General features: G+C 64.0%; 20 protein-coding genes and 1 pseudogene. 9 read left to right on the forward strand and 12 right to left on the reverse strand.

Annotated elements, in window-relative coordinates; genetic code table 11:
* Positions 1-2 precede the first annotated feature (2 nt).
* The 4 genes from PSV33_RS05980 to PSV33_RS05995 all read right to left on the reverse strand — a co-directional run bounded on the left by PSV33_RS05980 (position 3) and on the right by PSV33_RS05995 (position 5,215).
* Positions 3-1,649 carry an ABC transporter ATP-binding protein gene (locus PSV33_RS05980; protein WP_300559826.1) on the reverse strand — a complete coding sequence of 549 codons (1,647 nt, stop codon included), beginning with the start codon at positions 1,647-1,649 and terminating at the stop codon, positions 3-5.
* Positions 1,646-2,533 (reverse strand): ABC transporter permease, encoded by an 888-nt coding sequence (locus tag PSV33_RS05985; RefSeq protein ID WP_300559828.1) that lies wholly within the window; start codon positions 2,531-2,533, stop codon positions 1,646-1,648. Before PSV33_RS05985 ends, PSV33_RS05980 begins: the two co-directional genes overlap by 4 nt.
* Positions 2,533-3,486: an ABC transporter permease gene (locus PSV33_RS05990; protein WP_300559830.1), complete on the reverse strand. Its 954-nt coding sequence runs from the start codon at positions 3,484-3,486 to the stop codon at positions 2,533-2,535. The genes PSV33_RS05985 and PSV33_RS05990 overlap by 1 nt, the downstream gene beginning before the upstream one ends.
* A 145-nt stretch (positions 3,487-3,631) precedes the next feature.
* Complete coding sequence (locus tag PSV33_RS05995) at positions 3,632-5,215, reverse strand: ABC transporter substrate-binding protein (protein WP_300559831.1); 1,584 nt, start codon at positions 5,213-5,215, stop codon at positions 3,632-3,634.
* A gap of 98 nt (positions 5,216-5,313) precedes the next feature.
* On the opposite strand from PSV33_RS05995, the gene PSV33_RS06000 reads away from it, so the two are divergent.
* On the forward strand, positions 5,314-6,786 hold the full coding sequence (locus tag PSV33_RS06000; RefSeq protein ID WP_300559833.1) for an amidase: 1,473 nt from the start codon (positions 5,314-5,316) through the stop codon (positions 6,784-6,786).
* Here PSV33_RS06000 and PSV33_RS06005 read toward each other — a convergent pair.
* Complete coding sequence (locus PSV33_RS06005; RefSeq protein ID WP_366945585.1) at positions 6,756-7,430, reverse strand: helix-turn-helix transcriptional regulator; 675 nt, start codon at positions 7,428-7,430, stop codon at positions 6,756-6,758. The genes PSV33_RS06000 and PSV33_RS06005 overlap by 31 nt on opposite strands.
* A 51-nt stretch (positions 7,431-7,481) precedes the next feature.
* Between PSV33_RS06005 and PSV33_RS06010 the strand changes: the two genes are divergently transcribed.
* Positions 7,482-8,819: a HAMP domain-containing sensor histidine kinase gene (locus PSV33_RS06010; RefSeq protein ID WP_300559835.1), complete on the forward strand. Its 1,338-nt coding sequence runs from the start codon at positions 7,482-7,484 to the stop codon at positions 8,817-8,819.
* Between the two features lie 19 nt (positions 8,820-8,838).
* The gene (locus tag PSV33_RS06015) at positions 8,839-9,816 is read left to right on the forward strand and encodes a response regulator (RefSeq protein ID WP_300559836.1); all 978 of its coding nucleotides are present in this window, start codon (positions 8,839-8,841) and stop codon (positions 9,814-9,816) included.
* 21 nt (positions 9,817-9,837) lie between these two features.
* On the opposite strand, the gene cqsA is transcribed toward PSV33_RS06015, so the two are convergent.
* From cqsA to PSV33_RS06035, 4 genes and pseudogenes are all read right to left on the reverse strand, one after another.
* On the reverse strand, positions 9,838-11,097 hold the full coding sequence (gene cqsA / locus PSV33_RS06020; RefSeq protein WP_300559838.1) for an alpha-hydroxyketone-type quorum-sensing autoinducer synthase: 1,260 nt from the start codon (positions 11,095-11,097) through the stop codon (positions 9,838-9,840).
* A 141-nt stretch (positions 11,098-11,238) separates the two neighbouring features.
* On the reverse strand, positions 11,239-12,555 hold the full coding sequence (locus tag PSV33_RS06025; RefSeq protein ID WP_300559840.1) for an acetylornithine deacetylase/succinyl-diaminopimelate desuccinylase family protein: 1,317 nt from the start codon (positions 12,553-12,555) through the stop codon (positions 11,239-11,241).
* Positions 12,556-12,791: 236 nt separating this feature from the next.
* Complete coding sequence (locus PSV33_RS06030; RefSeq protein WP_300560041.1) at positions 12,792-13,238, reverse strand: rhodanese-like domain-containing protein; 447 nt, start codon at positions 13,236-13,238, stop codon at positions 12,792-12,794.
* Positions 13,236-13,913 (reverse strand): annotated as a pseudogene (locus PSV33_RS06035) (MBL fold metallo-hydrolase); the annotation flags it as partial. The pseudogene PSV33_RS06035 and the gene PSV33_RS06030, both read right to left, overlap by 3 nt.
* Before the next feature lie 379 nt (positions 13,914-14,292).
* Between PSV33_RS06035 and PSV33_RS06040 the strand changes: the two are divergent.
* The 5 genes from PSV33_RS06040 to icmF all read left to right on the forward strand — a co-directional run bounded on the left by PSV33_RS06040 (position 14,293) and on the right by icmF (position 22,505).
* Positions 14,293-15,417, forward strand: a complete 1,125-nt coding sequence (locus PSV33_RS06040) for a TRAP transporter substrate-binding protein (protein WP_300559842.1) — start codon at positions 14,293-14,295, stop codon at positions 15,415-15,417.
* Positions 15,418-15,501: 84 nt separating this feature from the next.
* Positions 15,502-16,122 carry a TRAP transporter small permease subunit gene (locus PSV33_RS06045; protein ID WP_300559843.1) on the forward strand — a complete coding sequence of 207 codons (621 nt, stop codon included), beginning with the start codon at positions 15,502-15,504 and terminating at the stop codon, positions 16,120-16,122.
* Positions 16,119-18,128: a TRAP transporter large permease subunit gene (locus tag PSV33_RS06050; protein WP_300559845.1), complete on the forward strand. Its 2,010-nt coding sequence runs from the start codon at positions 16,119-16,121 to the stop codon at positions 18,126-18,128. Before PSV33_RS06045 ends, PSV33_RS06050 begins: the two co-directional genes overlap by 4 nt.
* 115 nt (positions 18,129-18,243) lie before the next feature.
* Complete coding sequence (locus tag PSV33_RS06055) at positions 18,244-19,089, forward strand: PPK2 family polyphosphate kinase (protein WP_300559847.1); 846 nt, start codon at positions 18,244-18,246, stop codon at positions 19,087-19,089.
* A 41-nt stretch (positions 19,090-19,130) separates the two neighbouring features.
* Positions 19,131-22,505, forward strand: a complete 3,375-nt coding sequence (gene icmF / locus PSV33_RS06060; RefSeq protein ID WP_300559849.1) for a fused isobutyryl-CoA mutase/GTPase IcmF — start codon at positions 19,131-19,133, stop codon at positions 22,503-22,505.
* Between the two features lie 212 nt (positions 22,506-22,717).
* On the opposite strand, the gene PSV33_RS06065 is transcribed toward icmF, so the two are convergent.
* Together PSV33_RS06065 and PSV33_RS06070 are read right to left on the reverse strand one after the other, a co-directional pair.
* Positions 22,718-22,882: a hypothetical protein gene (locus tag PSV33_RS06065; RefSeq protein ID WP_168173476.1), complete on the reverse strand. Its 165-nt coding sequence runs from the start codon at positions 22,880-22,882 to the stop codon at positions 22,718-22,720.
* 96 nt (positions 22,883-22,978) lie between these two features.
* Positions 22,979-24,040: a DUF6352 family protein gene (locus PSV33_RS06070; RefSeq protein WP_300559851.1), complete on the reverse strand. Its 1,062-nt coding sequence runs from the start codon at positions 24,038-24,040 to the stop codon at positions 22,979-22,981.
* A 249-nt stretch (positions 24,041-24,289) separates the two neighbouring features.
* Between PSV33_RS06070 and PSV33_RS06075 the strand changes: the two genes are divergently transcribed.
* Positions 24,290-24,829: a hypothetical protein gene (locus PSV33_RS06075; RefSeq protein WP_300559853.1), complete on the forward strand. Its 540-nt coding sequence runs from the start codon at positions 24,290-24,292 to the stop codon at positions 24,827-24,829.
* 6 nt (positions 24,830-24,835) lie between these two features.
* On the opposite strand, the gene PSV33_RS06080 is transcribed toward PSV33_RS06075, so the two are convergent.
* Positions 24,836-25,759 carry a LysR substrate-binding domain-containing protein gene (locus tag PSV33_RS06080; RefSeq protein WP_300559855.1) on the reverse strand — a complete coding sequence of 308 codons (924 nt, stop codon included), beginning with the start codon at positions 25,757-25,759 and terminating at the stop codon, positions 24,836-24,838.
* Positions 25,760-25,894 lie beyond the last annotated feature (135 nt).

A 25,894-nucleotide genomic window follows, 5' to 3' on the forward strand; every position in this document is an offset into this window, starting at 1 on the left:
TTTCAAAATATCGCTCCGGGCGCGGCCGCGAAGAGCCGGCGTGTGTAGTCGTGTTGCGGGCTCGCATACAGATCGGTGGTCGGGCCCTCTTCCACAATTTCGCCCTGGTGCATGACGATGACGCGGTCGCACAGCTGCGCCGCCACGCGCAGGTCGTGGGTGATGAAAAGCATGCCCAGGCCCAGTTCGGTCTGGATCTCGCGCAGCAGTTTCAGGATTTGCGCCTGCACACTCACGTCAAGAGCGCTGACCGCTTCGTCGGCCACCAGCACACGCGGCCGGCAAGCCAGTGCGCGGGCAATCGCGATGCGCTGGCGCTGCCCGCCCGAAAACTGGCTGGGGTAACGCTGCAGGCCTTCGGCGGGCAACCGGACCTTTTCCATCAAAATGGCCGCCAGCTTCATGGCTTCGGCGCGGGTGGCTCCGAAATTCATGGCGCCTTCGATGATGGAATCACCCACCTTGCGGCGCGGGTTAAGCGAGCGATTCGGGTCCTGGAACACCACCTGCACCTGGCTGCGCAAGGGCCGCAGCCGCCCTTCGCTGAACCGGGCCACGTCGAGCAGGGCATCGTCCCCGCCCCGCGAATCCTGGCGCCACAAAACCTGGCCACCGGTCGGGTCGATCAGCCGGATCAGGCAGCGCGCCAGCGTCGACTTGCCCGATCCGGACTCGCCCACAATGCCAACGGTCTCACCCGCCGACACGGCCACCGACGCAGCCTTCAGCGCATGGGTCAACCGGCTGCGGCCCAGCCAGTCACGGGCGCTGTAGGTTTTGCTGACCTCCTGGCCGCGCAGCAAGGGCGCACCCTGCGGCGCCGGCCGGGCCGGCGGCGGTGTCATGCTGGGAACGGCTGCCAGCAGCATCCTGGTGTAGTCGGCCTGCGGTGTCTGCAGCACCGCATCACGCGTGCCGTATTCGACCGCCCTGCCCTGATGCATGACCAGCACGTCATCGGCAATCTCGGCCACCACACCCATGTCGTGCGTGATGAAGAGCACGGCACAGCGGTGGCCGCCCGACAGGTCCGCTTGCAGCTCCTCGATCAGCCGGAGGATTTCCTTTTGCGTGGTGACGTCAAGTGCGGTGGTCGGTTCGTCGCAGATCAGCAGGGCAGGCTGCAAGATGACGGCCATGGCAATCACGATGCGCTGGCGCTGACCGCCCGAAAGCTGGTGCGGGTAGCTGCGCATCATGCGTTCGGGTTCCGGCAGCTTGACGCGCCGAAGAATGTCCAGCACCGCTTCACTGCGCCGCTTCGCGCCCCAGTCGGTGTGTTGCCTGAGCAGCTCGTCAATCTGGTCGCCACAGGTCATGACCGGGTTCAGCGCGGTCATCGGCTCCTGGAACACCATGCCCATGGCCTGGCCGCGCAAGGCGCGCAGACGCGGGTCCGAAGCTTCCAGCAGCGACTCGCCCTGCAGCACAATGCGGCCCGGGCCGGGCTGGAGCTCGCTCGCCAGCAGACCCATCACCGCCGTGGCCATGACCGATTTGCCGGAACCTGACTCACCGACCACACACAGGGTTTTGCCGGCATGGATGCTCAGGCTGATGTCTTCCACCGCATAGGGCCGGTCACTGCCGGGCGGCAAAGCCACATGCAGTCTGTCGATGACCAGGACAGGTGCCAGGTTGTCGGTCATGAAGTACGTTTCGAAAATTTCGGGTCCAGCACATCGCGCAACCCGTCACCCAGCAGGTTGATGGCCAACACCGTGGGCACCAGGAACAGCGCGGGGAACAGCACATTGCCCGGGTACTGGGTGAACTGCACCCGGCCCTCGGCCATGATGTTGCCCCAGGTAGGGATGTCGGCCGGCAGGCCCAGGCCGAGAAAACTCAGGATGGCTTCGGTCAGCACGGCGGAGGCCGCCACAAAAGTGCCCTGCACGATCAGCGGCGCCATGGCGTTGGGCAAAATATGCCGCCACAGGATCACCGGTGTGGGGGTGGCCAGCGCGCGTGCTGCTTCCACAAACGGCTCTTCGCGCAGGGTCAGCACCATGGCCCGCACCAGGCGTGTGACGCGCGGAATCTCGGGAATCGCAATGGCCACCACCACGGTCCACAGCTGCGCGCCCAGCGCCGCCACCAGTGCAATCGCCAGCAGAATGGCCGGTATGGCCATCAGTCCGTCCATGAAACGCATCAGCACGGCATCCACCATGCGAAAGTAGCCGGCCAGCATGCCCAGCAGGGCACCCACGCCAATCGCCACCGCTGCGGTAAAAGCCGCCACCAGCAGCGAGGTGCGCGTGCCGTACAACACGCGGCTGAAAATGTCGCGGCCGAAGTTGTCAGCGCCCATCCAGAAGGTGTGCGCCACCACCGTGCCGTCAAGCTGCGCAAACTCGCCGCGCACCCCGGCAGCGGTGTTGATATGCGCCGAGTCCATGGCCGCCGGGTCCACCGTGCCGAGAAAGGGCGCCAACGCGGCCAGCGCCAGCAACACACCCAGCACCCCCACGCCGAAGCGGAAAGCGCTGTTGCGCCAGAGGCGCCGGGAAAGAAGTTGCCAGAACTGCATCAGTAGCGGATCCTCGGGTCCAGAAACAGGTAACTCACGTCCACCAGCAGGTTCACGCCCACATAAAGCAGGCTGAAAAACAGCACCAGCCCCTGGATCACCGGAAAGTCGCGGTTCAGCACAGCGTCCACCGTCAGCGAGCCGAGGCCGGGAATGGAGTACACCGTCTCAGTGACCACCACGCCGCCTATGAGCAGCGCGACGCCGATGCCAATCACGGTGACGATGGGCACCGCCGCATTGGCCAGCGCATGCCGCATCAGTACGGCCGATTCGGTCAGGCCCTTGGCCCGGGCCGTGCGGATGTAGTCTTCGGTCAGCGCCTCGGAAACACTGGCGCGGGTGACGCGGGCAATCAGCGCCACATAAATCATGGCCAGCGTGAGCCAGGGCAAGGCCAGCTGGCGCGCCCAGGCCCAGACGCCCTGCCCATCGGCACCGAACAGCCGGCGGTAGCCCTGCACGGGGAACCACTCCAGTTGCACCGCAAAGATGTAAATCAGCAGGTAACCGGTGACAAACACAGGAATCGAAAACCCGGCCACCGAAAAGCCCGATAACACCCGGTCCAGCCAGCCCCCCATGCGCCAGGCAGCGATGGTGCCCAGCGGCACCGCCACCAGCACCGCCAGCACCAGCGTGCCCGCCGCCAGACTGAGCGTTGGCTCCAGCCGCTGGATGATCAGGTCGGTGACGGGTTTGTTCAGGTAGAAGGAGTAACCGAGATCACCCTGCAAGACACCGCTGAACCAGATCCAGAACTGGGTCAGCAGCGGCTTGCTCAGGCCCAGGGTCTCGCGGATCTTTTCGATGTCGTCGTTGGTTGAGTTGTTGCCGGCAATCACGGCGGCCGGATCGCCCGGCGTCAGCCGCAGGATCAGGAACACCACGACGGCCACGACCAGCAATACCGGAATGGTCGCGAGCAGGCGCTGGAGCAGGAATCTCAGCATCGAAGACGAGACCAACGAACGTGGTCTCTCCTTTCAAACAGGAGCCGCGGGTCCGGCTCTGCCGGCCCGCAGGCGCAGCGCCCCTCTTCTTCGTGCAAGTGGCAGCGAGGTGCCGAAGGCTCGCGAAGCGACAAGCGTGGGGGCCTTAGTTCTTTTTGATGTTCCAGTACACCTGCGCGCCACCGGGCACCAGCCCGGAGATGTTGGAGCGCAGGGCCGCCGGGTTGTTGTACTGGCCCAGATGCACATGGGTGGCGGTCTCGATCGCACGCAGCTGCAACTGCTCGGCGAGTTTCTTCTTCTCGGCCTCGGTGCCGGCCTGTGCGAACTTGACCTTCAGCTCCTCAATGACCTTGTCATCCTGCCAGCCAAACCAGCCCTTGTCGCCGGTGGCGTTGAGCATGGCCATGGTCAGCGGGTTCTGGATGTCGCCGGCCGTCCAGGCCGTCATGAAGGCGTTCCAGCCGCCCTTGTCCGGTGCATCTTTCTTGGCGCGGCGGGCCAGCAGCGTGGCCCAGTCGGACTGCTGCATGTCCACCTTGAAGCCCGCAGCTTCGAGCTGTTGTTTGGCAACCAGCGGCAGCTTGGCAATCGAGGCCAGGTCGGTCGGCCGCATCAGCACGATGGGCTCGCCCTTGTAACCGGCATCGGCCAGCATCTGCTTGGCCTTGGCCGGATTGGCCATGCCGGTGTAGATGCCGGTGTTGTCGCTGGCATAAGGCGTTCCGCACGGGAAAATGCTCTTGCAGAACTTGTACATGCCGGGCGCACCCACCTGGGTTTTCAGGAAAGCTTCCTGACCCATCGCCACCATGGCCGCCTGGCGGATCTTCACGTTGTCAAACGGTGCATGCAGGTGATTGAAGCGGAAAATGTACTGCAGGCCGGCCGGCTGGGCATCGACAATCTGCACATCCTTGGCAGCCTTCAGCGAAGCGTATTGCTCGAAGGCGGGCTGCTCGATGATGTCGACCTCACCGGCGATCAGCGCATTGAACTGGGTCTGCGGATCGCGGATGATGATCCACTCGACCCGGTCCAGGTACACCACCTTGCCGCCGGTGGTGCCGTCCGGCGCCTCCGCACGCGGCTTGTACTTGTCGTTCTTGACGTACACCAGTTTCTCGCCCGGCTTGTACTCGGCCGTGACGAACTTGTAGGGGCCGGAGCCGATGTTTTCCTTGATCTGCTCGCTGCCGGGCGTGGCTGCGATGCGGGCAGGCATGATGAAGGGCACGTTCGACGAGGGTTTGCCCAGCGCCTCGAGCATCACCCCAAAGGGCTGGTTGAACTTCACAACAAAGGTCTTGGCATTGGGGGTTTCGTAACTCGCCAGGCTTTTGGCCATGACGCCGCCGAAACTGTCGCGGCTGGCCCAGCGCTTGAGCGATGCCACCACGTCCTCGCTGGTGACGGGTTTGCCGTCGTGGAACTCCAGGCCGTCACGTAGCGTGAAGGTCCAGACCTTGTTGTCCTTGGAAGCGCTCCAGGTGTCCACCATCTGCGGCTTGACCTTGCCGGCCAGGTCGGTCCCGAACAGCGTGTCATAAATCATGTAGCCGTGATTGCGGGTCACAAAGGCGGTGGTCCAGATCGGGTCCAGAATGGTGATGTTCGAATGCGGCACGACCCTGAGCGTCTTTGCCTGGGCTTGGGCCGCAGGCGGCAACAGCAAACCGGAAACCAGGGCCACCGAAGCGGCCAGGGTGAAAAGGGAGCGACGTTTCATGACAATTTTTCCTTGGCAACAAGAGTTGGGGAGAGTCAGGCAGCAATCACAAGCTGCTTTGTAATGTAACCACAGTTCTGATGCAATATTCAAGCCATATGAAAATCAGCACACAGCCCGCCGGCCCGGTCACCGCATGGTCCGCCACCGAACTGTCCAGCGTCATCCATACACGCAAGGTCTCCTGTCGCGAAGTGATGCAGGCCTACCTGGAGCGCATCGCCCAGGTCAATCCGATTCACAACGCGCTGGTCAGCCTGCAGGAACCGGGCACGCTGCTGGCGCAGGCCGACGAACGCGATGCACAGCTGGCGCCCGGCAAATCGCGCACCGGCAGCATGGGCTGGATGCACGGCATGCCGCAGGCCATCAAGGACCTGGCCGCCGTGCAGGGTCTGCCCACCACACTGGGCTCACCGTTGATGCGGGAGTTTGTCGCCCGGGAGGACGGGCTCATGGCGTCCCGCATGAAGGCCGCCGGCTGCATCGTGATCGGCAAAAGCAACACCCCCGAGTTCGGCCTGGGTTCGCACACCTTCAATGAGGTATTCGGCGTCACGCGCAACGCGTACGATCCCTCAAAAAGCGCGGGCGGCAGCAGCGGCGGGGCAGCAGTGGCGCTGGCCACACGCATGCTGCCGGTGGCCGACGGCAGCGACTTCATGGGCAGCCTGCGCAACCCTGCCGCCTGGAACAACGTGTTTGGCCTGCGGCCCAGCCAGGGCCGTGTGCCGATGTGGCCGGTGCAGGACGCCTGGCTGAGCCAGCTGGGGACAGAGGGCCCGATGGGCCGCACCGTCGAGGATGTCGCCCGGCTGCTCAGCATCCAGGCCGGCTGGGATGCGCGCTCACCGCTGTCGATCGCCGAAGATGGCGCCCAGTTTCTGACCCTGCCCGCGCTGGACACCACCCAGCTACGGATTGGCTGGCTGGGAGACCTCGACGCCTACCTGCCGATGGAGCACGGCATCCTGGACACCTGCGGGCAGGCCCTGCGGCGCTTCGAGCAGCTCGGTTGTGCGGTCGAACCCACGGCGCTGGGCACGCCCGCCGACCGGGTCTGGCAGGCCTGGCTGGTGTGGCGGCGGGCTCTGGTCGCCTCGCGCATTGCGCCGTTCCTGATCCAGGGCAGCAACCGCGAAAAGATCAAGCCGGAAGCACTGTGGGAATACGACCAGGCCCAGGGCCTGAGCGCCAGCGGCTTTTCGGCAGCCAGTGCGCAGCGCACCGCCTTTTATCAGCACATGCTCACGCTGTTCGAGCGGTACGACTTTCTGGCCCTTCCTGCGGCGCAGGTGTGGCCTTTCGATGCGGGCGAACGCTGGCCCCGGCAGATCAACGGTCACACCATGGACACCTACCACCGCTGGATGGAGGTGGTGATTTACGCCACCTTCGCCGGCCTGCCCTGCATCAGCGTGCCGGCGGGCTTCAACTCGCAGGGCCTGCCGATGGGCCTGCAGCTGATCGGCAAACCGCGCGGCGACCGGGCGGTCCTGCAACTGGCGCAGGCCTACGAAGAGGTGGCGCAGGACATTCTTCAGATCACGCCGAGCCAGCAGGCGCGCTGAATCGCCGACATCTTGTTGTCCACCTTGAGTTTGGCCATGGCATTGGACAGGTGGTAGTTCACGGTACGTTCGGCGCAATGCATGCGCTCAGCGGTCTGGCGTGCCGTCAGGCCTTCAAAGGCCAGCGCCAGGCATTCGCCCTCGCGCGGACTCAGCGGACTGCTGGCCTGAGCCATCGTGCGCTTGAACAAGGGCCAGATATTGAGGGCCGACCAGACCAGCGCCGCAGCCTCGGCGCGGTCGTGAAACTGCCGTGGGCTGAAAATGAAACACTCGAAGGCCCGCCCTGATGGCAGGGGAAACTCGATGCGCACCACGCTCTGAAAGCCGTGGGCCAGCCACAACAGGCGCCAGCGGCTGGTGTTGCCGGCCTCCGCCTTGCCAATGTGCTGCCAGGCCACAAGGGAGGCATCTGACTCGCGCCACGGCGCACCGAAGTCCTGGCTTTCTGCCAGCGCCAGCGCAGCGTCGATAAACCGGGGCGGATGGACCGCCGCCACCAGACGGTCCTGCCGCTGGCCAAACGGGTCAGGGCTCAGCACCACCACCGCCTCGACGGAATATTCGCGCAATGCGGAGATCCAGTCACTCAACATGCTGTCCAGCGCAATACTGTCAAAGTTGACAGGGGGACGCATCGTCATTTTTGCTCCGGAACTGTGACAATGTATTGTGATATGTTCGAAAATTTAAGCATGACTTCCGGAGTACCCGCCAGGATCAAACAAATGATTCGCACGCTGTGGATCAGCCCCGGCGCGTGGGTGCGGCTGTGGAGTAAGCGAATCAGGACTGAACTGCTCCAGGAGCAGCTGGTGCTCATTTTGCACCCGTCTCGCTGGCGTCTGCGCTGGCTCGGACTGTTCACGCTGGTGGGGCATCCCCTGTTTGGATGGATCTGGGGACAGTGGTTGCCGCAGCCTTACGAGAGCCCCGCGCTTCGCGCTGTCATGGGCACGCTGGGCCTGCTGCTGATCTCGGAGAGCATCACCAACGATCCCTCCAGCAAACTCTCGGCACGGATTTTTTCCGTGGTTTTCTGGATCCAGCTGCCGGTCTTTTTCAGCTGGATGTATCTTTGCAACAACGGCAACACTGTCTGGCTGGCCAGCTATTGCGCCATGGTGCTGATTTATTACCACGTGACCGACTGGCGTGCGGCCACTCTGGGGACGGTCAGCGGCGCTCTGCTGGCCTGGGCACTGTTTCAGGCATTCGGCCCCGCCGTTCTTCCCCTGAGCGAGCAGCAGTTTTCCATCAACGCTGTTGTCATCGCGTTCAGCTGGGCCAGTGCGCTGTTGCTGGGGCTGTCATCAGCCAACCTGCGGCGCGAGCACCTGCAACACACGCTGACCACCATGGGCATCATGGCGCACGAACTGCGCACGCCGCTGGCCACGATGTCGCTGATCGGCGACGCCGTGCGCAATGAAAGCCGCCAGGTCAAGGAGCCCGGTGGCGGAGAGCGGCTGGACCAGCTGGTCGTCAGACTGCACACCCTGGTGCGCAACATGAACCAGCAGATCGACACACAGATTGCCAACGCCCGCCTGCTGCGGCTGCCGACACACCGGGAATCCGTGGCCGCGGCCGCACTGCTGCGCAATGTGGTCAAGGACTACCCCTATCGCAATTCACGGGAGCGTGAAAGTGTGGTGCTGGTGCTGCGCAAGGACTTCTCCTTCGAGTCGTCCTACCGGCTGTTCGCGCAGGTCATCAACAACCTGCTCAAAAACGCCTTTCGAGCGCTGGCGGCTACCAGTTCCGCCCCCAAACCCGGCGACCTGCGCATTGAAGTCGGGGTGCTCAACGGCTACGGACGCATCATCGTCACCGACCAGGGGACCGGCATCGCGCCTGAATTGCAGGCCCGCATCTTCGAACCATTTTTCTCGACCGATCGGGGCACCGGTCACGGCTTGGGACTGGCTTTTTGCCAGCAGGTCGTCGAGGGCTCCGGCGGCACCATCCGGGTGAAGTCGGAACCCGGGCGCGGCGCCATCTTCATCATCGAGCTTCCGACTCTCAGGTAACCCAACCCGACGCGCATTCATGAGTTTTCCCCTGTTCCACCGCCCGGGCGCCATCGTTTTTCTTGACGATGACCCGGCCTATCTGGAGATGCTGGCGATGGTGTTGCCGCGCCAGTGGCACGTCAAGCTGTACCTGCGGCCGCAGACCTGCATCAACCAGCTGCAACAGGAACCTCCGCTGTGGGAGGCCGACGCATGGACGCAGCAGGAAATGATCGAACGCTGGCGGGCCGGTCGACCGCTGATTCCGCAAGTCCTGAACTACTGGGCCAGCCATAGCGAACGTTTCGGACTGGCCCGGGTCTGCGTGTTCGACTACGCCATGCCCGGCATGGATGGCCTGCAGGCTCTGGGCGAGTTGACAGACTGGCCCGGTGGCCGGGTGCTGCTGACCGGACAGGCCGACGAACATGTGGCGGTGAGCGCCTTCAACCGGGGGCTGATCGACCAGTTCATTGCCAAGCAGACCGTCGACATTTCCCAGCACCTGATCACCGTCATCCAGCGCATGCTGGCGCAGCCACAAATGCGTCATTCGCAGATCTGGCGCGCCGCACTGACCCAGCCCCAGCACGCGCTGCTGCAGGTGCCGTCGGTGGCCCGCCAGCTGGCCAGCCTGGCCAGCAGCCACTGGGTCGAACATGTGGTCATTGGCCAGCCCTTCGGCGTCCTGGGCATGGACGCGGACGGACGGGCCAGCTGGCTGCAGCTGGAGTCTGCCGCGGGCCTGGCCGACCTGGCAGAGCTGGCTGAGTCCCAGGGCCTGAAGGCGGCTGCCGCTGAAGACATCCGGGCCGGTCGCCACCTGGTCGACCTTGAGCTTCAGCAAGCCCTGGGACAACCCGGACCGGCGCGGCTGATTCCGGCTTTTTCCATCGGCCACGAAGGCACGTTGCTGGGGGCCCTGTTTCCGGTCGAGCTGGCCGCCAGTCCGCCGGGATTGACCGGTTACAAGCACTGGCTCAAAAAACACGGCCGGCGCACCGTGCGGGACTGAGGCGCCCCGCCGGCACCGGCCTCAATTCGTTTCAGCCGTCCTCGCCCGACGCGCAATCGGCCAGTCCCAGGGCTTGACCAGTGGCGCGATCTCGTACGCCACCGCCTCCACGTGGCTGAGTTCCGCATCGGTCAGCCCGGCATGCAGGGTCAGGCGCACCATGGCCCGGTTGCGGCTGGTTGCGGGGGCGCAGAACACAGCGCCAAAAACACCGCGCTCCTCCAGATGGTCGCGCAGCACCATGGTGTCGGGCTCGGTGCCGGCCTCCAGGGAAATGATCTGCTCCGTGCCCTGGTGGATCGGGTAGCCCATGTCAGACAGGCTGCCGCGCAGCCGCAGCGTATGGGCCCGCAGACGCCGACGCTGTTCGTCGCGTTTGCCGATCACGGCGAGCGTGGCGCCGAGGCCGGCAATCTCGTGGGGCAGCAGGCAGGAGCTGAAGATATTGGGGTAGCTGGAACTGAGGATGTAGTAACGCAAGTCAGCGGGCGCCGTGAAGAAACCGCCGCGCCCGGCAAAGGCCTTGGCCAGGCTGGCTGTGATGAAATGGACCCGGTCCGTCAGACCGAGTTCGGCGCACAGGCCGGCGCCACCGGGTCCGTGGGTGCCGAGCGAATGCGACTCGTCCACCAGGATCATGCAACCGTGGCGCTCGGCCACTTCCACCATCTCGCGCAACGGACACAGGGCACCGGTGGTGCTGTACACCGAGTCGACCACCACCACGCCCGGCCCGTGCCGCGACAACACCCGGTCCAGGTGGGCCGGATCGTTGTGGCGAAACGGATGCGCCGGTGCGCGCGCCGCATGTGCACCTTCCCACAGCGAGGTGTGCGCCAGGGTGTCGAGGTACACCGGGGTTTGTGGATCGGCAATGGCCTGCAGCAAGCCGACATTGGCGGCATAGCCGGACTGGCAGACAAACCCGTCTTCCTTTCCGACCCACTGGGCCAGGGACTTTTCCAGTGTCCGGGCGGGATGCTCGCCATGTACAAACACGCCGGACTGGATCACGAACTCCCGGTCATTGCGCAAGGCTGCCACCTGGGCGCTGACGATGTCGGGATGCCCGGTCACGCTGAGGTAATCGTTGCCGTCAAGACGGACGGCATCCGGACCGGCGGTTCTGCCGTGAAGAACAAACTTGCCGCCCCACTGCTGTTGCCAGCGCGGTGTGAATTCGCGCGCAATACGCTGCTGCAGATGCGGCGAGAGGCCAGGGTTGACAACAGTTTTTGTTACGAGTTGTGCAGGAAGTTTTTCGAGAAGTTGAGCGTGCATGGTGGTTACCTTGTGAAAAAGTACCACCATTGAAGATGAATTTGACAAAATCGGGGGTTCCCCCCCTGTCAACATTGACAGGGGTCGGCCCCGGAAAGTCGGATTCGGGTGTAGCGATTGTCTTAAATCACTACCTTGGTATTACTTTGATGTTGCCTGGCCACCACTGGTCAGGCTCAAAGCGGCCAATGCCATGATCTTCGCGCTGTCCACCAGCTCCTGGATGCCCACATATTCGTCAGGCTGGTGCGCAAGATCGAGGATGCCCGGACCGTAGGCGATACATGCATCGAGCTTGCCTGTGCGCACGATGTGTTTCTGGTCGTAAGTACCCGGACTGGAGATGTAGCTGGCATCGCGGCCCAGTACCCGGGCGATCGCACGCGCGGTGGCCAGCACCACCGGTGCATCCCTGGGCGTGGCTGTCGGCACAAAACTCATGATGTCCCGGATGCCGTAGTCAAACCCGGGCCGGCTGCGCTTGAGCTCGTCGAGCATGGCCACGATCTCGGCCTTCACGGCCTCCAGGTTTTCCTCGGCAATGAAACGCCGGTCCAGCACGGCGCGGCAGGAGTGTGCCACCACCGGCGAAGGCAAGTCACCGGTCGGCCGGCTCAAAGCGTCCATGGAGAACAACTGCTCGACCTGGCCGCCATGCAGGCTGTTGATGTTGAGTGTGCTGACCCGCGCGCCGGGGGGCTCCACAGGCTCGGCCGTGTGGCGCTGCGACAGGCGTGGCTGCAATTGCGTTTCCAGCAGATGGAGGAAGGCGCTCATGTGGTTGATCGCGCTGTCGCCCAGAAAAGGCATGGAGCCATGGGCGATGCGGCCCAGGGTTTCGACCTCGCCCCACCAGACACCGCGGTGACCCAGGCAGATGCGGTCCACGCCGAGCGGCTCGGGGATGATCACATGGTGCACGCGCGGCTTCGTGAAGTACCCACGCTCGGCCAGGTAGCCCACACCCGCGAAGCCACCCGACTCTTCATCGACGGTGCCGGAAATTTCCAGCGCGCCGGCAAAGGGCAGGCCTTCTTCAAGAATCGCCTCGCAGGCGATCACGCTGGAGGCCAATCCGCCCTTCATGTCGCAGGTGCCGCGGCCGTAGACCTTGCCGTCCCGGACCTCGCCGCCGAACGGGTCGGTGGTCCAGCCGGACCCGGCCTCCACCACGTCGATGTGGCTGTTGAAGTGAACACACTCGCCACCCGGTGCGCCTTCGTAGCGGGCCACCACATTGATGCGAGGATGGGAGTTGCGGTCGCCCGGTGCGCCGTCGGCCCGGATGTATTCGACGGCAAAGCCCCGTTTTCTCAGCCGCTCCCCGAGCAGGCGGGCGCAGGCTTCGTAAGCGTCCCCCGGCGGGTTGATGGTGGGAATGCGAACCAGGTCCTGGGTGAGCGCAACCACCTCGTCGCGTTTCGATTCAATGCGCTTGAGCAGACTGTCATTGTTCATGCAGCCAGTTTAGGGGAACCCAGCCGCGCTGTCTCGCGGTCTCGGCGCTTGTATTTTCAAGCAGGGGCCGCGGGTCCGGCTCCGCCGGCCCGCAGGCGCAGCGCAGGACACGAACCACAAGCGCAGGGGGCACGTTCTCTTTACCAACAAGGGCCGCGGATCTGGCTTTGCCAGTCCGCAGGCGCAGCGCCCCCTCGGGGGGGCAGCGACCACACGACGTGGGGAGCGTGGGGGCTCTATTGCTGCCGCCACGGCAGGCCGCGATAACGCCAGCCACCGCGTGCACCGCGATGTGCCTGCGCATCCGGGTCGCCCTCAAAGCCCTCCAGGATGTTGTAGGCCTCCAGCCCCAGTTCAGTGGCGCGTCGGGCGGCGGCGATCGAACGCACACCACTGCGGCACAGCAGCACAGCCTTCTGGCCCGCCGGCACGGCGGCCTGCAGACCCTGGTCGAACTGCGGGTTCATGACCATGCCGGGCCACTGTTTCCAGGCCAGCGGCACCGCCCCAGGCACAAAACCCACCCATTCACGCTCCGCGTCGGTGCGCACATCGACCAGCACCGCCTGGCCCGTCTGCCACCATTGGCAGGCCAGCTCGGGCGACACATTGCCGGCATAACCCTCGGCCGGCAGAACCTGGAGCGCGTCGGCCCCACCGGCATCGTGACGGCCGGCCCCCATGCCGGAACTCTGGTTGGCGGGGACCGCCTCGTCCATGCGCGCGGGCCGCGGCAACTGGAGCTGCGCCATGGTGGCGACAAACCCGGCCAGGCTTTTTCCCGCGATGCGGGCATTGCCGGCCTTCTCGGCACCAATCGTTGAATGGGTCCGGCCCTGGTAGTCGTGACCCGGCCAGACCACGGTGTCGTCCGGCAGCGTGAACAGCCGCCCGGTGATGCTCTGGTAGAGGTCTTCTGCGCTGCCGGACTGGAAGTCGGTGCGGCCGCAGCCGTTGATCAGCAGGGTATCGCCGGTGAACACATGGTTGCGCCAGAGGTAACTCACGCTGCCGGCCGTGTGCCCCGGGGTGTTCAACACGCGAACCTGCTCTGCGCCGACCTGCAACACCTCACCATCGCCAAGCTGCCGGGCGGCCGTGGCAATGCCGCAGCCTTGCGGTGCCGCCGTCCGGGCGCCGGTGTGTTCCGCCAGCTGCCCGGCGCTGGTGATGTGGTCGGCATGGGCGTGCGTCTCCACGGTCCACAACAGCGTGAGCTGGTGCTCGCGCAACACCTCGAGGTCGCGATCGACCTGCTGGTCCACCGGATCGATGATCAGGGCCTCGCGCGTGAACGGGTCAAACAGCAGGTAGGTATAGGTGCTGGAGGCTGGGTCAAAAAGCTGAACAGGTGTCATGGCAGGCTTCCGTACGGGGGCAGGCGACAGGCCGACCGGCCTGCATGACAAGTTTAGAACCTCAGGGCCTTCTGCCGCAAAGAGGGACCTCGGCTCTATCTGCTCTCTTTTTTATAGCTTCTCGCACCCGCCAGATAAGGGCTGAAGGCCAAAATGATTCATAACGCTCGTCTGGCGCACCTACTGGGGAAGTGGCCACGCGAAGGCTACGAAGCTTGACGAAAAGCTGACGAAACAGCATTTGAGAGAGCCCTGATAAACAGTTTCACCCCAATTAGGCGCAATCTGCGACGGGCCGTTGGTAAAAACCCTCTTACGTGCAAAGCGTCGATGACAAAAGATAGTGCGCTAACGTTATTTTTACAACAGGAGACAAGCCATGACCGATATCAAGACCCCTCGCCGCCGCAGCCTGCTCAAGGGCGCAGCCGTCGCCGCTGGCGCCGGTGCCATGTCCGCACCGATGCTGGCAACCGCGCAAACCGCCACCACGCTGCGCTTTCAGAGCACCTGGCCAGCCAAGGACATCTTTCACGAATACGCCAATGACTTTGCCAAGAAGGTCAACGACATGGCCGGCGGAAAGCTCAAGATTGACGTGCTGCCCGCCGGCGCCGTGGTGCCCGCCTTCCAGCTGCTTGATGCTGTCAGCAAGGGCACACTCGACGGCGGCCACGGTGTGGTCGCTTACTGGTACGGCAAGAACTCCGCGCTGGCTCTGTGGGGCTCCGGTCCGGGTTACGGCATGGACGCCAACATGGTCCTGGCCTGGCACAACTACGGCGGCGGCAAGGCCCTGGTCGACGAGATCTACAGGAGCCTGAACCTTGACGTGCAGTCCTATCTGTATGGCCCGATGCCCACACAGCCGCTGGGCTGGTTCAAGAAGCCCATTTCCAAAGTCGAGGACTTGAAGGGTCTGAAATTCCGCACGGTCGGCTTGGCGGTGGACGTGTTCACCGAAATGGGCACGGCGGTGAACCCCTTGCCCGGCGGTGAAATCGTTCCGGCCCTGGACCGCGGCCTGATCGATGCAGCCGAATTCAACAACGCAACTTCTGACCGTATCCTGGGTTTCCCCGACGTGGCCAAAAACTGCATGCTGCAAAGTTTCCACCAGAGCGGCGAGCAGTTCGAGATCCTGTTCAACAAGACCAAGCTGGCGGGGCTGCCTGCCGAGCAGAAAGCCATCATCGACTACGCCGTCCAGGCGGCCAGTGCCGACATGAGCTGGAAAGCCATCTCGCGCAATTCGGAAGACTATGAGGCACTGAAAAAACAGGGCATCAAGTTCTACAAGACGCCGGACGCCATCCTGCGCGCCCAATTGGCAGCGTGGGACAAGACCATTGCCAAAAAATCCGCCGAGAACCCGATGTTCAAGAAAGTGCTGGAGTCGCAAAAGGCCTTTGCCCAGCGCGCCGGCCAGTGGCAGAACGACTACACCGTCGACTTCAAGATGGCGTTCAACCACTACTTTGGCCGAAACGCCAAGAAGGCCTGATCAGCCTGTGACCTGAAGGGGGGCACCCATCCCGGTGCCCCCTTTTGTTTTTTGCAACCACGCAACGTCGTGCCTGGAGTTGAAATGCAATCAGTTTTGTTGTCGGTGGACCGTTTTTCCACCTGGATAGGTAAAGCCTTCGCGTGGAGCGTGGTACTGCTGACCCTGTTGATCAGTTGGGAGGTGTTCTCCCGCTATGCGCTCAACAAACCTCACGCCTGGGTGCTTGACGCACAGATCATGCTCTACGGGACGCTGTTCATGACCGCCGGCGCCTACACGCTGAGCAAGAACGGCCATGTGCGCGGCGACGTGTTGTACGGCTTCCTGAAGCCCCGCACGCAGGCCGTCATCGACCTGACGCTTTACCTGATCTTTTTCCTGCCCGGCGTGGTGGCACTGACCTGGGCCGGCTGGGTTTATTTCCAGGAATCCCTGGCCATCAACGAACAGACTTTTTCTGCCGACGCCCTGCCCCTGTACCCGTTCAAATTCGTGATCCCGCTGGCTGGCAGTGTGCTGCTGCTGCAGGGCGTGGTCGAGATCATCCGCTGCATCCTCTGCCTTCAGACAGGCGCCTGGCCGGCGCGTGACGGCGACGTCGAGGAAGTCAACGTCGAGCAACTCAAGGCCATGGTGCATGTGAAGGACGAAGACATGGCCGCCCTCGAGCGCGAGCTGGCCCTCAAGGAGAGCGGCAAATGAAAATCCGCAAAGAACTCTGGTTTGGCCTGTCTTTCATGGCCGTGGTGATCATCGGCGCATGCGCCTTGCTGCTGAGCGTCGAAAAAATCACCAATGGCCACCTCGGGCTGCTGATGCTGTCGCTGGTCGTGACGGCCATCATGCTGGGTTTCCCGACGGCGTTCACGCTGATGGGCATGGGCATGATTTTCACCTGGCTCGCCTACAACCGGGACGCGACCAAAACGCTGGACCTGATGGTTCAGGCGGCCTACAAAACCATGGCCAATGACGTGCTCATTGCCGTGCCGCTGTTTGTCTTCATGGGTTACCTGGTCGAGAGGGCCAACCTGATCGAGAAACTGTTCAAGAGCCTGCATCTGGCCATGGCCCGGATACCGGGCTCCCTTGCGGTCGCCACCCTGGTCACCTGCGCGATTTTTGCGACCGCGACCGGCATCGTTGGCGCCGTGGTCACCCTGATGGGGCTGCTGGCCCTGCCGGCGATGCTGCGCGCCGGCTACAGCGTGCCGCTGGCGGCAGGCTCCATCACCGCCGGCGGCTGCCTGGGCATCCTGATCCCGCCGTCGGTGCTGCTGATCGTCTATGGTGCCACCGCGGGTGTTTCTGTTGTCCAGCTCTACGCAGGCGCCTTTTTTCCGGGCCTGATGCTGACCGGCCTGTACATCCTTTATGTGGTCCTGGTCGCCAAGCTCAAACCGAAGTGGGCACCGCCCCTGTCGGCAGCGGACCGTGTGGTCACACTTCCGCCGCTGACACAGCGCCTGACGACTGACACCTCCAGCCACGCACTGACCAGCCTGATCGGCGCCATGAAGGGCAAGCGCAACACCGATGTGCCCATGGGTCATCTGATGCGGCAGCTGGCGATTGTGGTGCTGCCGGGCCTGCTTTTCCTGCTGGTGCTGGTCACCAGCTATCGCGCGGTGACCACCGTGGAGGCCGAAGCGGTTTATGACATCCAGCAGATCGGCTCGAATTCATCGGAGCGCGCCAAGGACACCGGCGGTTTGCAGGAGCCCCCCAGCCAGGGTCTGCAGGAACCGCCCGCCGAAGGCGGCTTGCAGGAACCCCCATCGGGCGACGTAAAAGAGCCACCATCCGGGGATGTGAAGGAGCCGCCGTCCGGCGCCGTGCAAGAGCCCGCCGGCACAGCAGCAGCATCGTCCGGACCGGCCGCAGCGGCGGTGGCCGAGCCTCCGGCTGCGTCATCCGCCACGGCGGACAACACACCGGCCGGCGCCACCACACGTGATGCACCGACCTGGTGGTGGGTCTGCTTTGCGATCCTCGGCGCGCTGGTGGCCATGTTCTACCTGTTTCTGAGTTTTGCGCGACTGGAGATCTTCAAGATGCTCCTGTCGTCCTTCTTCCCGCTGATGATCCTGATCGTTGCGGTGCTGGGCTCCATCGTCATGGGCCTGGCCACGCCGACCGAGGCGGCCGCGATGGGCGCGCTGGGGGGCTTTTTGCTGGCAGCAGCCTACCGGCGACTGACGCTGTCGGTGCTGCAGGAGTCGGTGTTCCTGACGGCCAAGACCTCGGCCATGGTGTGCTGGCTGTTTGTCGGCTCGGCCATTTTCTCGGCGGCGTTTGCGTTGCTGGGGGGCCAGGAGCTGGTCGAGACCTGGGTGCTCAGCATGAACCTGAGCAAGACGCAGTTCCTGGTGATGAGCCAGGCGATCATTTTCATTCTGGGCTGGCCGCTGGAGTGGACCGAGATCATCGTGATCTTCATGCCCATCTTCATTCCGCTGCTGGACAACTTCGGCGTCGATCCACTGTTCTTCGGCCTGCTGGTGGCGCTGAACCTGCAGACGGCTTTCCTGAGCCCGCCGGTGGCCATGGCCGCGTTCTACCTCAAGGGCGTGGCACCCAAACATGTGACACTGAACCAGATTTTCCTGGGCATGCTTCCCTTCATGGGCATCCAGATCCTGGCCATCATCCTGCTGTACCAGTTCCCGGCCATTGGCCTGTGGTTGCCGCAGTTGCTGTACAAATAAGCGAGCGGCGCCCAGCTGTGAGCAAACAAAGGGGGCGCGCAGGCGCCCCCTTTGTTTTGAAAAAACGGTAAGATTGACGTTTACGTAAACGTCAATCACCCACACGGAGACAGCCATGTCCAACGGCAACAGCAAGCGCGCGGCCCTGCTGGCCCCCTGGCAACCGCCCACCACCGGGCGGGGCCGGCCGTTTGGGCTGTCCGGACTCCAGCCCTCGGCCAAGCCCTTTTCCAGCGGGGCCAAAGCCGACGACAAGGCCGCCGTGGAAGCCCTGGCCATGGAGCTGGACGGCCTGCAAGACCTGTTTTACGCCGACAAGCGCTACAAGCTGCTGGTCCTGCTGCAAGGCACCGACACCTCCGGCAAGGACGGCACGATTCGCGCCGTGTTCAGCCGGACCAGCCCGCTGGGCGTGCATACCGTCGGCTGGAAAGCGCCAAGCGAGGAAGAGCGGGCGCACGACTACCTGTGGCGCATCCATCGCCAGATGCCCGGGGCGGGCGAAACCATGATTTTCAACCGCAGCCACTACGAAGACGTGCTGGTACCGGTGGTGAAGGGCTGGATCACCCCGGAGCAGACCGCGCAGCGTTTTGCCCACATCAACGAGTTCGAACGCCTGCTGGCAGAAACCGGCACGGTGATCCTCAAGTTCATGCTGCACATCAGCTTCGAGGAACAAGGCCAGCGCCTGCAGGAGCGGGTGGACGACCCGACCAAGCGCTGGAAGTTCAGCATGGGCGACCTGGAGGTCCGCAAGCAGTGGGCCGACTACCAGACGGCCTACGAGGCGCTGCTGGGGGCGACCAGCACCGCCTGGGCGCCCTGGACGGTGGTGCCCGCTGATTCCAAGACCCACCGCAACCTCATGGTGGCCACGCTGGTGCGCGACAAACTCAAGTCGCTGGACCTGCGCTACCCGCCTGACGATCCGGCGCTGGCCGGACTGAAGATCGAATAATTTCACACCAGCCACGAGACAACCCTCCAGAGAGCGCCGCCATGACCGATCTGTCCGCCGAATACCAGGCCCTTGCCAGCTACCGCCCCACGCACAAAGTGCGTTTTGTCACCGCTGCCTCGCTGTTTGACGGCCATGACGCGGCCATCAACATCATGCGGCGCATCCTCCAGGGCATGGGCGCCGAAGTCATTCACCTGGGCCACAACCGCAGTGTGGACGAAGTCGTCACCGCGGCGCTGCAGGAAGACGCGCAGGGCATTGCCATCAGTTCCTACCAGGGCGGCCACGTCGAATACTTCAAGTACATGGTCGACCTGCTCAGGAGTCGCGGCGGCGAGCACATCCAGGTCTTCGGCGGCGGCGGCGGCGTGATTGTGCCGCCCGAGATCCGCGAGCTCCATGCCTACGGCGTCTCGCGCATCTACAGCCCCGAAGACGGCCAGAAAATGGGCCTGGCCGGCATGATCGGCGAAATGGTCATGCGCTGCGACAAGGACCTGACCGGTTTCGCTCCCACCGACCTGCAGGCGATCGAAGGCCATGGCGAAATGGCCTGGCGCGCGCTGGCGCAGCTCATCACTTCGCTTGAAAATGACAAAGCCAATCCGGCGTTGGTCGAGGCATTGCAAGCGCAGGCTGCTATTAAAAAGATACCGGTGCTGGGTATCACCGGCACCGGGGGCGCCGGCAAGTCCTCGCTGACCGACGAGCTGATACGCCGCCTGCGGCTGGACCAGAACGACCAGCTGCGCGTGGCCGTCATCAGCATCGACCCCTCACGGCGCAAGAGCGGCGGCGCGCTGCTCGGTGACCGCATCCGCATGAACGCCATCAGTCCCTGGAGCTCACAAGCCCCCACGCTTGTCCCTTCGGGAGCTGCGCTGCCCCCCGAGGGGGCCGTCCCCGTCTTGGGGCGGCCCGGCGACGGGGGTCAACGTGTTTTCATGAGGTCACTCGCCACACGCGAGTTCGGCAGCGAGATCAGCAAGGCACTGCCCGAGGTGATTGCCGCCTGCAAGGTAGCGGGCTTTGACCTGATCGTGGTCGAAACCTCAGGCATCGGCCAGGGGGATGCAGCCATCGTGCCGCATGTCGATGTGCCGATGTATGTGATGACCCCCGAATTTGGCGCCGCCAGCCAGCTCGAAAAAATCGACATGCTGGACTTTGCCGAGTTTGTCGCCATCAACAAGTTCGACCGCAAGGGCTCGCTCGACGCCCTGCGCGACGTGGCCAAGCAGGTGCAGCGCAACAAGGAAGCCTGGGGCACGGCCCCCGACCAGATGCCGGTGTTCGGCACCATGGCCGCGCGGTTCAATGACGACGGCGTCACCGCCTTGTATCAGGCCCTCAAGCCGCGCCTGGCAGAACTTGGGCTGACACTGTCGGAGGGTGCCCTGCCCACGGTCAATGTGCGCCACAGTACCAACCAGACGCCGGTGGTGCCTGCCGCGCGCACGCGTTACCTGGCCGAGATCAGCGACACCGTGCGCGGCTACAAGAAGCGCGCCCGCGAACAGGCCCGGCTGGCGCGCGAAGTGCAGCAGCTGCAGGCCGCGGCCGCCATGCTGAAGATCGACAAGCCAGACCGCGCACCCGCCGCCGAGGCCGCGCTGGACCTTGCAGGCAAACGCAAGGCCCGCATGGACAGCGATGCGCGGCAGCTGCTGGCCCAGTGGCACGACATGCAGCAGGCTTACGCCGGCGAGGAATACGTGGTGAAGATCCGCGACAAGGAGATTCGCACGGCGCTGACCACGAAATCCCTTTCAGGCACCACGATCCGCAAGGTGGCGCTGCCGCAATACGAGGACCACGGCGAAATCCTCAAGTGGCTGATGCTGGACAACGTGCCGGGCAGCTACCCCTACACAGCCGGCACCTTTGCCTTCAAGCGCGAGGGCGAAGACCCGACCCGCATGTTTGCCGGCGAAGGCGATGCGTTCCGCACCAACACACGCTTCAAGCTGCTGAGCCAGGGCATGGCCGCCAAGCGTCTGAGCACGGCTTTTGATTCGGTCACGCTGTACGGCAACGACCCTGACCTGCGGCCCGACATTTACGGCAAGGTCGGCAATTCGGGCGTCAGCATCGCTACCCTGGACGACATGAAGGTGCTGTACGACGGGTTCGATCTGTGCAGCCCCAGCACGTCTGTCAGCATGACCATCAACGGCCCGGCGCCCACCATCCTGGCGATGTTCATGAACACCGCGATCGACCAGAACATCGACAAGTTCAAAAAGGACAACGGGCGCGACCCGACCCCGACAGAGCTGGAAAAGATCCGCGAATGGGTGCAGGAAAACGTGCGCGGCACGGTGCAGGCCGACATCCTGAAAGAAGACCAGGGCCAGAACACCTGCATCTTCTCGACCGAGTTCAGCCTGAAAGTCATGGGCGACATTGCCGAGTATTTTGTGCACAACCGCGTGCGCAATTTCTACAGCGTCTCCATCAGCGGCTACCACATCGCCGAAGCCGGGGCCAACCCGATCAGCCAGCTGGCCTTCACGCTGTCGAACGGTTTCACCTTTGTCGAAGCCTACCTCGCGCGCGGCATGCACATCGACGACTTCGCGCCCAACCTCTCCTTCTTCTTCAGCAACGGCATGGACCCCGAATACACGGTGATGGGGCGCGTGGCGCGCCGCATCTGGGCTGTGGCCATGAAGGAAAAATACGGCGCCAACGAACGCAGCCAGAAGCTCAAGTACCACATCCAGACCAGTGGCCGCAGCCTGCACGCGCAGGAGATCCAGTTCAACGACATCCGCACGACGCTGCAGGCACTGATCGCGATTTACGACAACTGCAACTCGCTGCACACCAACGCGTTTGACGAAGCCATCACCACGCCGACCGAAGAGTCGGTGCGCCGCGCGATGGCGATCCAGCTCATCATCAACCGCGAGTGGGGCCTGGCGAAAAACGAAAACCCGTCCCAGGGGGCTTTCATCATCGAGGAGCTGACCGAGCTGCTGGAAGAAGCTGTCCTCTCAGAGTTTGAGCGCATCGCCGAGCGCGGCGGCGTGCTGGGCGCCATGGAAACCGGCTACCAGCGCGGCCGCATCCAGGACGAGTCGATGCACTACGAAATGCTCAAACACACCGGCGAGCTGCCCATCATCGGCGTCAACACCTTCCGCAACCCGCATGGCGACGCGGTACAGGACAAGCTGGAGCTGGCGCGCTCCACCGACGAGGAAAAGCGGAACCAGCTGGCCCGTCTGCAGGACTTCCACCAGCGCCACGCCAGGGAAGCGCCGGCCACCCTCAAGCGCCTGCAGCAGGCGGTGATTGCCAATGGCAACGTGTTTGAGGTACTGATGGACGCGGTGCGCGTCTGCTCACTGGGGCAGATCACCCATGCGCTGTTTGAAGTCGGCGGGCAGTACCGGCGCAATATGTAAAGGCGCCACGAGCGGGTGGATTCACTATGCTTTTGATAGCTGCTCCCGCCCGCCCATTGCGGGCCAGTGGCCAATTTCGCCTGTCATCCTGACGCCTCGGCCATTTCTTCAGCCCCTTGCCGCCGGCGGGCAGAAAAAAGCCCCGCGAGCCGGGGCTTGCTGCAATCGACCCCCCTCAGTGGATCATGAGGGAAGGTGTTGCCGCGAACGGCTTAACCGCCTTTGTGCGGGCGCTTGCCGGGGTTCTTTTTGCTGCGGGTCCAGGTGCCGCGCTCCAGGCTGATCTTCTGGCCGCGGCCGGCCGTGCGGGTCATGCCGGGGGCGGGAACGGGCTTGGGTGCGCAGATGTCGGCTTCGACGCGGATTTTTTTGGACATGGAAGACTCCGGATTAAAAATTGGCAGAACCCGACATTTTAAGCTACCGCGCCGCGGTCGGGTCCGTGCGGGGCCAAGCGGCCGTCCGGACCCGATTTACATCGCCCCCTTCAGCGGCAGGTTCAGCAGAAGATTCTGCGGTTTCAGCTTCAACACGTCCTCGGCATTCATCATCAGGCCGAGGTAGACCGGCTTGCCGGCCACATCGGCGCGCATCTCCTGCGGCTCCGCAAAATCCAGCCTGAAGAGGCTGAGCAGGCGCTGCATGCGCCCGGCCTCCACCTCCCTGCCCTCGTACAGGTCATTGAGCAGCGCCGTCGCTTCCACGTCCAGCCCCACATGCCAGCGCCAGGCCTCATCTTCAATTTTCTGCAGAGGCTTGACGCTGACAGCAACACCCAGGAAATGGGCGACCCATTTCTCCAGCACCCGCGCCAGCGCGGTCAGGCCCGAGCGGGCGCGCGTCATGGTGAATACCAGGCCGTGGCTCAGGTCGTTGCTGATTTCATGGGTCAGGTCGAGCAAAAAGCTGTGGCGGTCACTGGCGGGCCAGTAGTCGGGCGCGTTATCGTCCGACAGCACCTGCATGTTGATGCTGCGCAGCGGCGCTTGCGCTTCCGCCAGGAAACGCCCAAAGTCGCCCAGGCCGCCGGTTTCGTTGAACATGTCGAGCACATCACGGTCGCCGGCCAGCACCTGGCCGTCCTGCGTGCTGATGCGCTGGACGCGGAACAACATTTCAGCAGCACGCACCTCGTAGGCATCGGTGGCGTCGTCCAGCACCTGGCGCAGGATGGCCTGGGCCAGCAGGTCGATGAACAGCGGCGGAATAGCGATGCTGCCGCTGCGGAACAAGCCCAGGTAATAAGCCTCCAGCGTGCCGGCCGCCAGCAGCCCATCGCGAAAGCGCAGAAACAGCCCGTAACTCTCGCGGGCGTCTGGGTCCTGCAGGGCCTGCAATTCCGCCTCGGCCACCTGCCCCGACGGTGCGGCCAGCAGGGCCGCGTGCAAAGCATGCTCAGCCGCGCAGGACTCGGGCACCAGGGCCAGTTCGGGGCGGTTCAGGAAGAGGCGAAGGTAATCGTCGGTGGGGGCCAGCCAGCCCCGCGGGGTGATCTGAAGCTGGCGGAAGCCGCTGGAAGGCCAGAAATTTTGCATGGGGGCAATCGTCGCACATTGCGTATGATGGCAAATTGCTATTAATTAAATAGCTGCTTGCGCCCGTGGAATAAGGGCCCACAGCGTATTTCTTATGTAAGGACCCGAAAAACCGGATCGACACTGACTGGCCCTGGTAAAAACTGCCGAAGCAGCCCACCCCGTCCAGCGTCCGGGTTGCCGACGCTGTTTTTCGCTTTGCGTACAGTAGGGTGTTGAAATGCGCCGGGCGCACAGATGGAGACACCTATGAGCACAACGCTGAAACCACGCAAATACCGGGCACGCATGCTGCCCTGGCCAGTCGCCAGCCTGCTGGTGCTGGCGCTGGCGCCCGCCTGGGCGCAGTTGCCGACCGTCACCACCCGGACCGAAACCTGGACAGGAACAGGGTCAGGCCCGCCGTCCGACTACAGCGCCATCGAGCGGGCGCAGTGGGAACAATGGCAGATGCAACGCGAACACGAGCGCCGGCAGCGCGAGCTGACGCGCCAGCAGGACGCCCAGATCCGGCAGAGCCAGGAAAGCCTGGGCGAACGTGCGCTGCGGGAGCAGGCGCAGCGCAACGGCACCTGGCAGCCCCAGCGCCCCGGCCCGAGCGACCAGGAACTGGCCTGGCGCGAACAGCAGCAGTTGCAACGCGACGCATGGCGGCAGCAGCGCGAGCTGACACGCCAGGACGACCAGCGGCAACGGCAAAGCGAGGAGTCGCTGGGCCAGCGCGCCCTGCGCGAGCAGGCCCAGAACCGGCGCGAACAGGGCCGCCTCTCCAGCGGCACCCAGCGCTAGAGCCTGCTAGGCCACCTCGGGAACAGAACTCGGTGCACCCCGGTAACGGGTGGCCTGGTCGTCGAGCCAGGCTCGAAACAACGCCAGCACCGTGTTGTCGGACTTCTGCTCCGGGTAAATGAGGTAATAACGCCGGTCGCTGACGAACGCGTGCTCGATCAGCGGCACCAGCCGGCCCTGCTTCAGATCCTCTTCAATCAGGAAACGCGGGACCAACGCCAGGCCTTGCCCGTGAATGGCCGCCTCGGTGGTGATGGAAAACAGCTCCATGCGCGCGCCGGCCAGGTCGTTGTCGATCTGCAGGCCCAGCGATTCAAACCACTGCCGCCACGCGTAAGGCCGCGTGCTCATCTGCAGCAGCGGCAGCTGCGCCAGGTCCGCAGCTTTCAGCGTGCGCCGCGTCTTGACCAGCGCCGGGCTGCCGACCGCCACCAGCTGCTCGTCCATCAGGAAACAGGACTCGGTGCCCGGCCAGCCGGCGTCGCCCGCAAAAATCGCCGCATCCAGCGCGGTATCGGCAAACAGGAAGGGCCGCGTGCGCGACGACAGGTGCACGGCAATATCGGGGTGCTGGCGCTGGAAATCGCCGAGCCGCGGCACCAGCCATCTGGCGGCAAACGTCGGCACCACGCCGAGCTCCAGCGCACCGCCGGCGCCGCCCTTGGCCATCAGGGCCAGCGTATCGCGTTCCACATCATCGAGACGGGCACGTACGTTGCGGGCGTAGTTGGTGCCCGCTTCGGTAAGCAGGACGCCGCGTTTGGTGCGCCGGAACAGCTTGACGCTCAGGAAGTCCTCCAGGCCGGCGATCTGACGGCACACCGCACTCTGGGTGACGGCGTGCTCCTGCGCCGCCTGGGTAAAACTCTGATGCCGCGCCGCTGATTCAAACAGCGCCAGCGCCGTGGTGGAAGGGATTTTTCGTCGCATGGCGGGCTCCTGCGGGGGTGGCTTGGTTGGAGTTCCATTTTTGCACAAACCCGTTCCAAATCATCGGTTGCGCCGGGGCGCGGGCTGAGCGTATGCTTTACCCATCGCCACGCGTTCGCCGGTCTCCTGAGTTGC

It is taken from the genome of Polaromonas sp. (genome assembly GCF_029945895.1).
GTDB lineage: Bacteria > Pseudomonadota > Gammaproteobacteria > Burkholderiales > Burkholderiaceae_C > Polaromonas.

Coding starts and splice junctions, on each gene's coding strand:
- icmF (WP_300559849.1), top strand. CDS start 19,131: ATGACCGATCTGTCCGCCGAATACCAGGCCCTTGCCAGCTACCGCCCC.
- PSV33_RS06005 (WP_366945585.1), bottom strand. CDS start 7,430: ATGACGATGCGTCCCCCTGTCAACTTTGACAGTATTGCGCTGGACAGC.
- PSV33_RS05985 (WP_300559828.1), bottom strand. CDS start 2,533: ATGCAGTTCTGGCAACTTCTTTCCCGGCGCCTCTGGCGCAACAGCGCT.
- PSV33_RS06055 (WP_300559847.1), top strand. CDS start 18,244: ATGTCCAACGGCAACAGCAAGCGCGCGGCCCTGCTGGCCCCCTGGCAA.
- PSV33_RS06050 (WP_300559845.1), top strand. CDS start 16,119: ATGAAAATCCGCAAAGAACTCTGGTTTGGCCTGTCTTTCATGGCCGTG.
- PSV33_RS06080 (WP_300559855.1), bottom strand. CDS start 25,759: ATGCGACGAAAAATCCCTTCCACCACGGCGCTGGCGCTGTTTGAATCA.
- PSV33_RS05995 (WP_300559831.1), bottom strand. CDS start 5,215: ATGAAACGTCGCTCCCTTTTCACCCTGGCCGCTTCGGTGGCCCTGGTT.
- PSV33_RS06075 (WP_300559853.1), top strand. CDS start 24,290: ATGAGCACAACGCTGAAACCACGCAAATACCGGGCACGCATGCTGCCC.
- PSV33_RS06015 (WP_300559836.1), top strand. CDS start 8,839: ATGAGTTTTCCCCTGTTCCACCGCCCGGGCGCCATCGTTTTTCTTGAC.
- PSV33_RS06045 (WP_300559843.1), top strand. CDS start 15,502: ATGCAATCAGTTTTGTTGTCGGTGGACCGTTTTTCCACCTGGATAGGT.
- PSV33_RS06000 (WP_300559833.1), top strand. CDS start 5,314: ATGAAAATCAGCACACAGCCCGCCGGCCCGGTCACCGCATGGTCCGCC.
- PSV33_RS06065 (WP_168173476.1), bottom strand. CDS start 22,882: ATGTCCAAAAAAATCCGCGTCGAAGCCGACATCTGCGCACCCAAGCCC.
- PSV33_RS05990 (WP_300559830.1), bottom strand. CDS start 3,486: ATGCTGAGATTCCTGCTCCAGCGCCTGCTCGCGACCATTCCGGTATTG.
- cqsA (WP_300559838.1), bottom strand. CDS start 11,097: ATGCACGCTCAACTTCTCGAAAAACTTCCTGCACAACTCGTAACAAAA.
- PSV33_RS06010 (WP_300559835.1), top strand. CDS start 7,482: ATGACTTCCGGAGTACCCGCCAGGATCAAACAAATGATTCGCACGCTG.
- PSV33_RS06025 (WP_300559840.1), bottom strand. CDS start 12,555: ATGAACAATGACAGTCTGCTCAAGCGCATTGAATCGAAACGCGACGAG.
- PSV33_RS06030 (WP_300560041.1), bottom strand. CDS start 13,238: ATGGGGGCCGGCCGTCACGATGCCGGTGGGGCCGACGCGCTCCAGGTT.
- PSV33_RS06070 (WP_300559851.1), bottom strand. CDS start 24,040: ATGCAAAATTTCTGGCCTTCCAGCGGCTTCCGCCAGCTTCAGATCACC.
- PSV33_RS06040 (WP_300559842.1), top strand. CDS start 14,293: ATGACCGATATCAAGACCCCTCGCCGCCGCAGCCTGCTCAAGGGCGCA.
- PSV33_RS05980 (WP_300559826.1), bottom strand. CDS start 1,649: ATGACCGACAACCTGGCACCTGTCCTGGTCATCGACAGACTGCATGTG.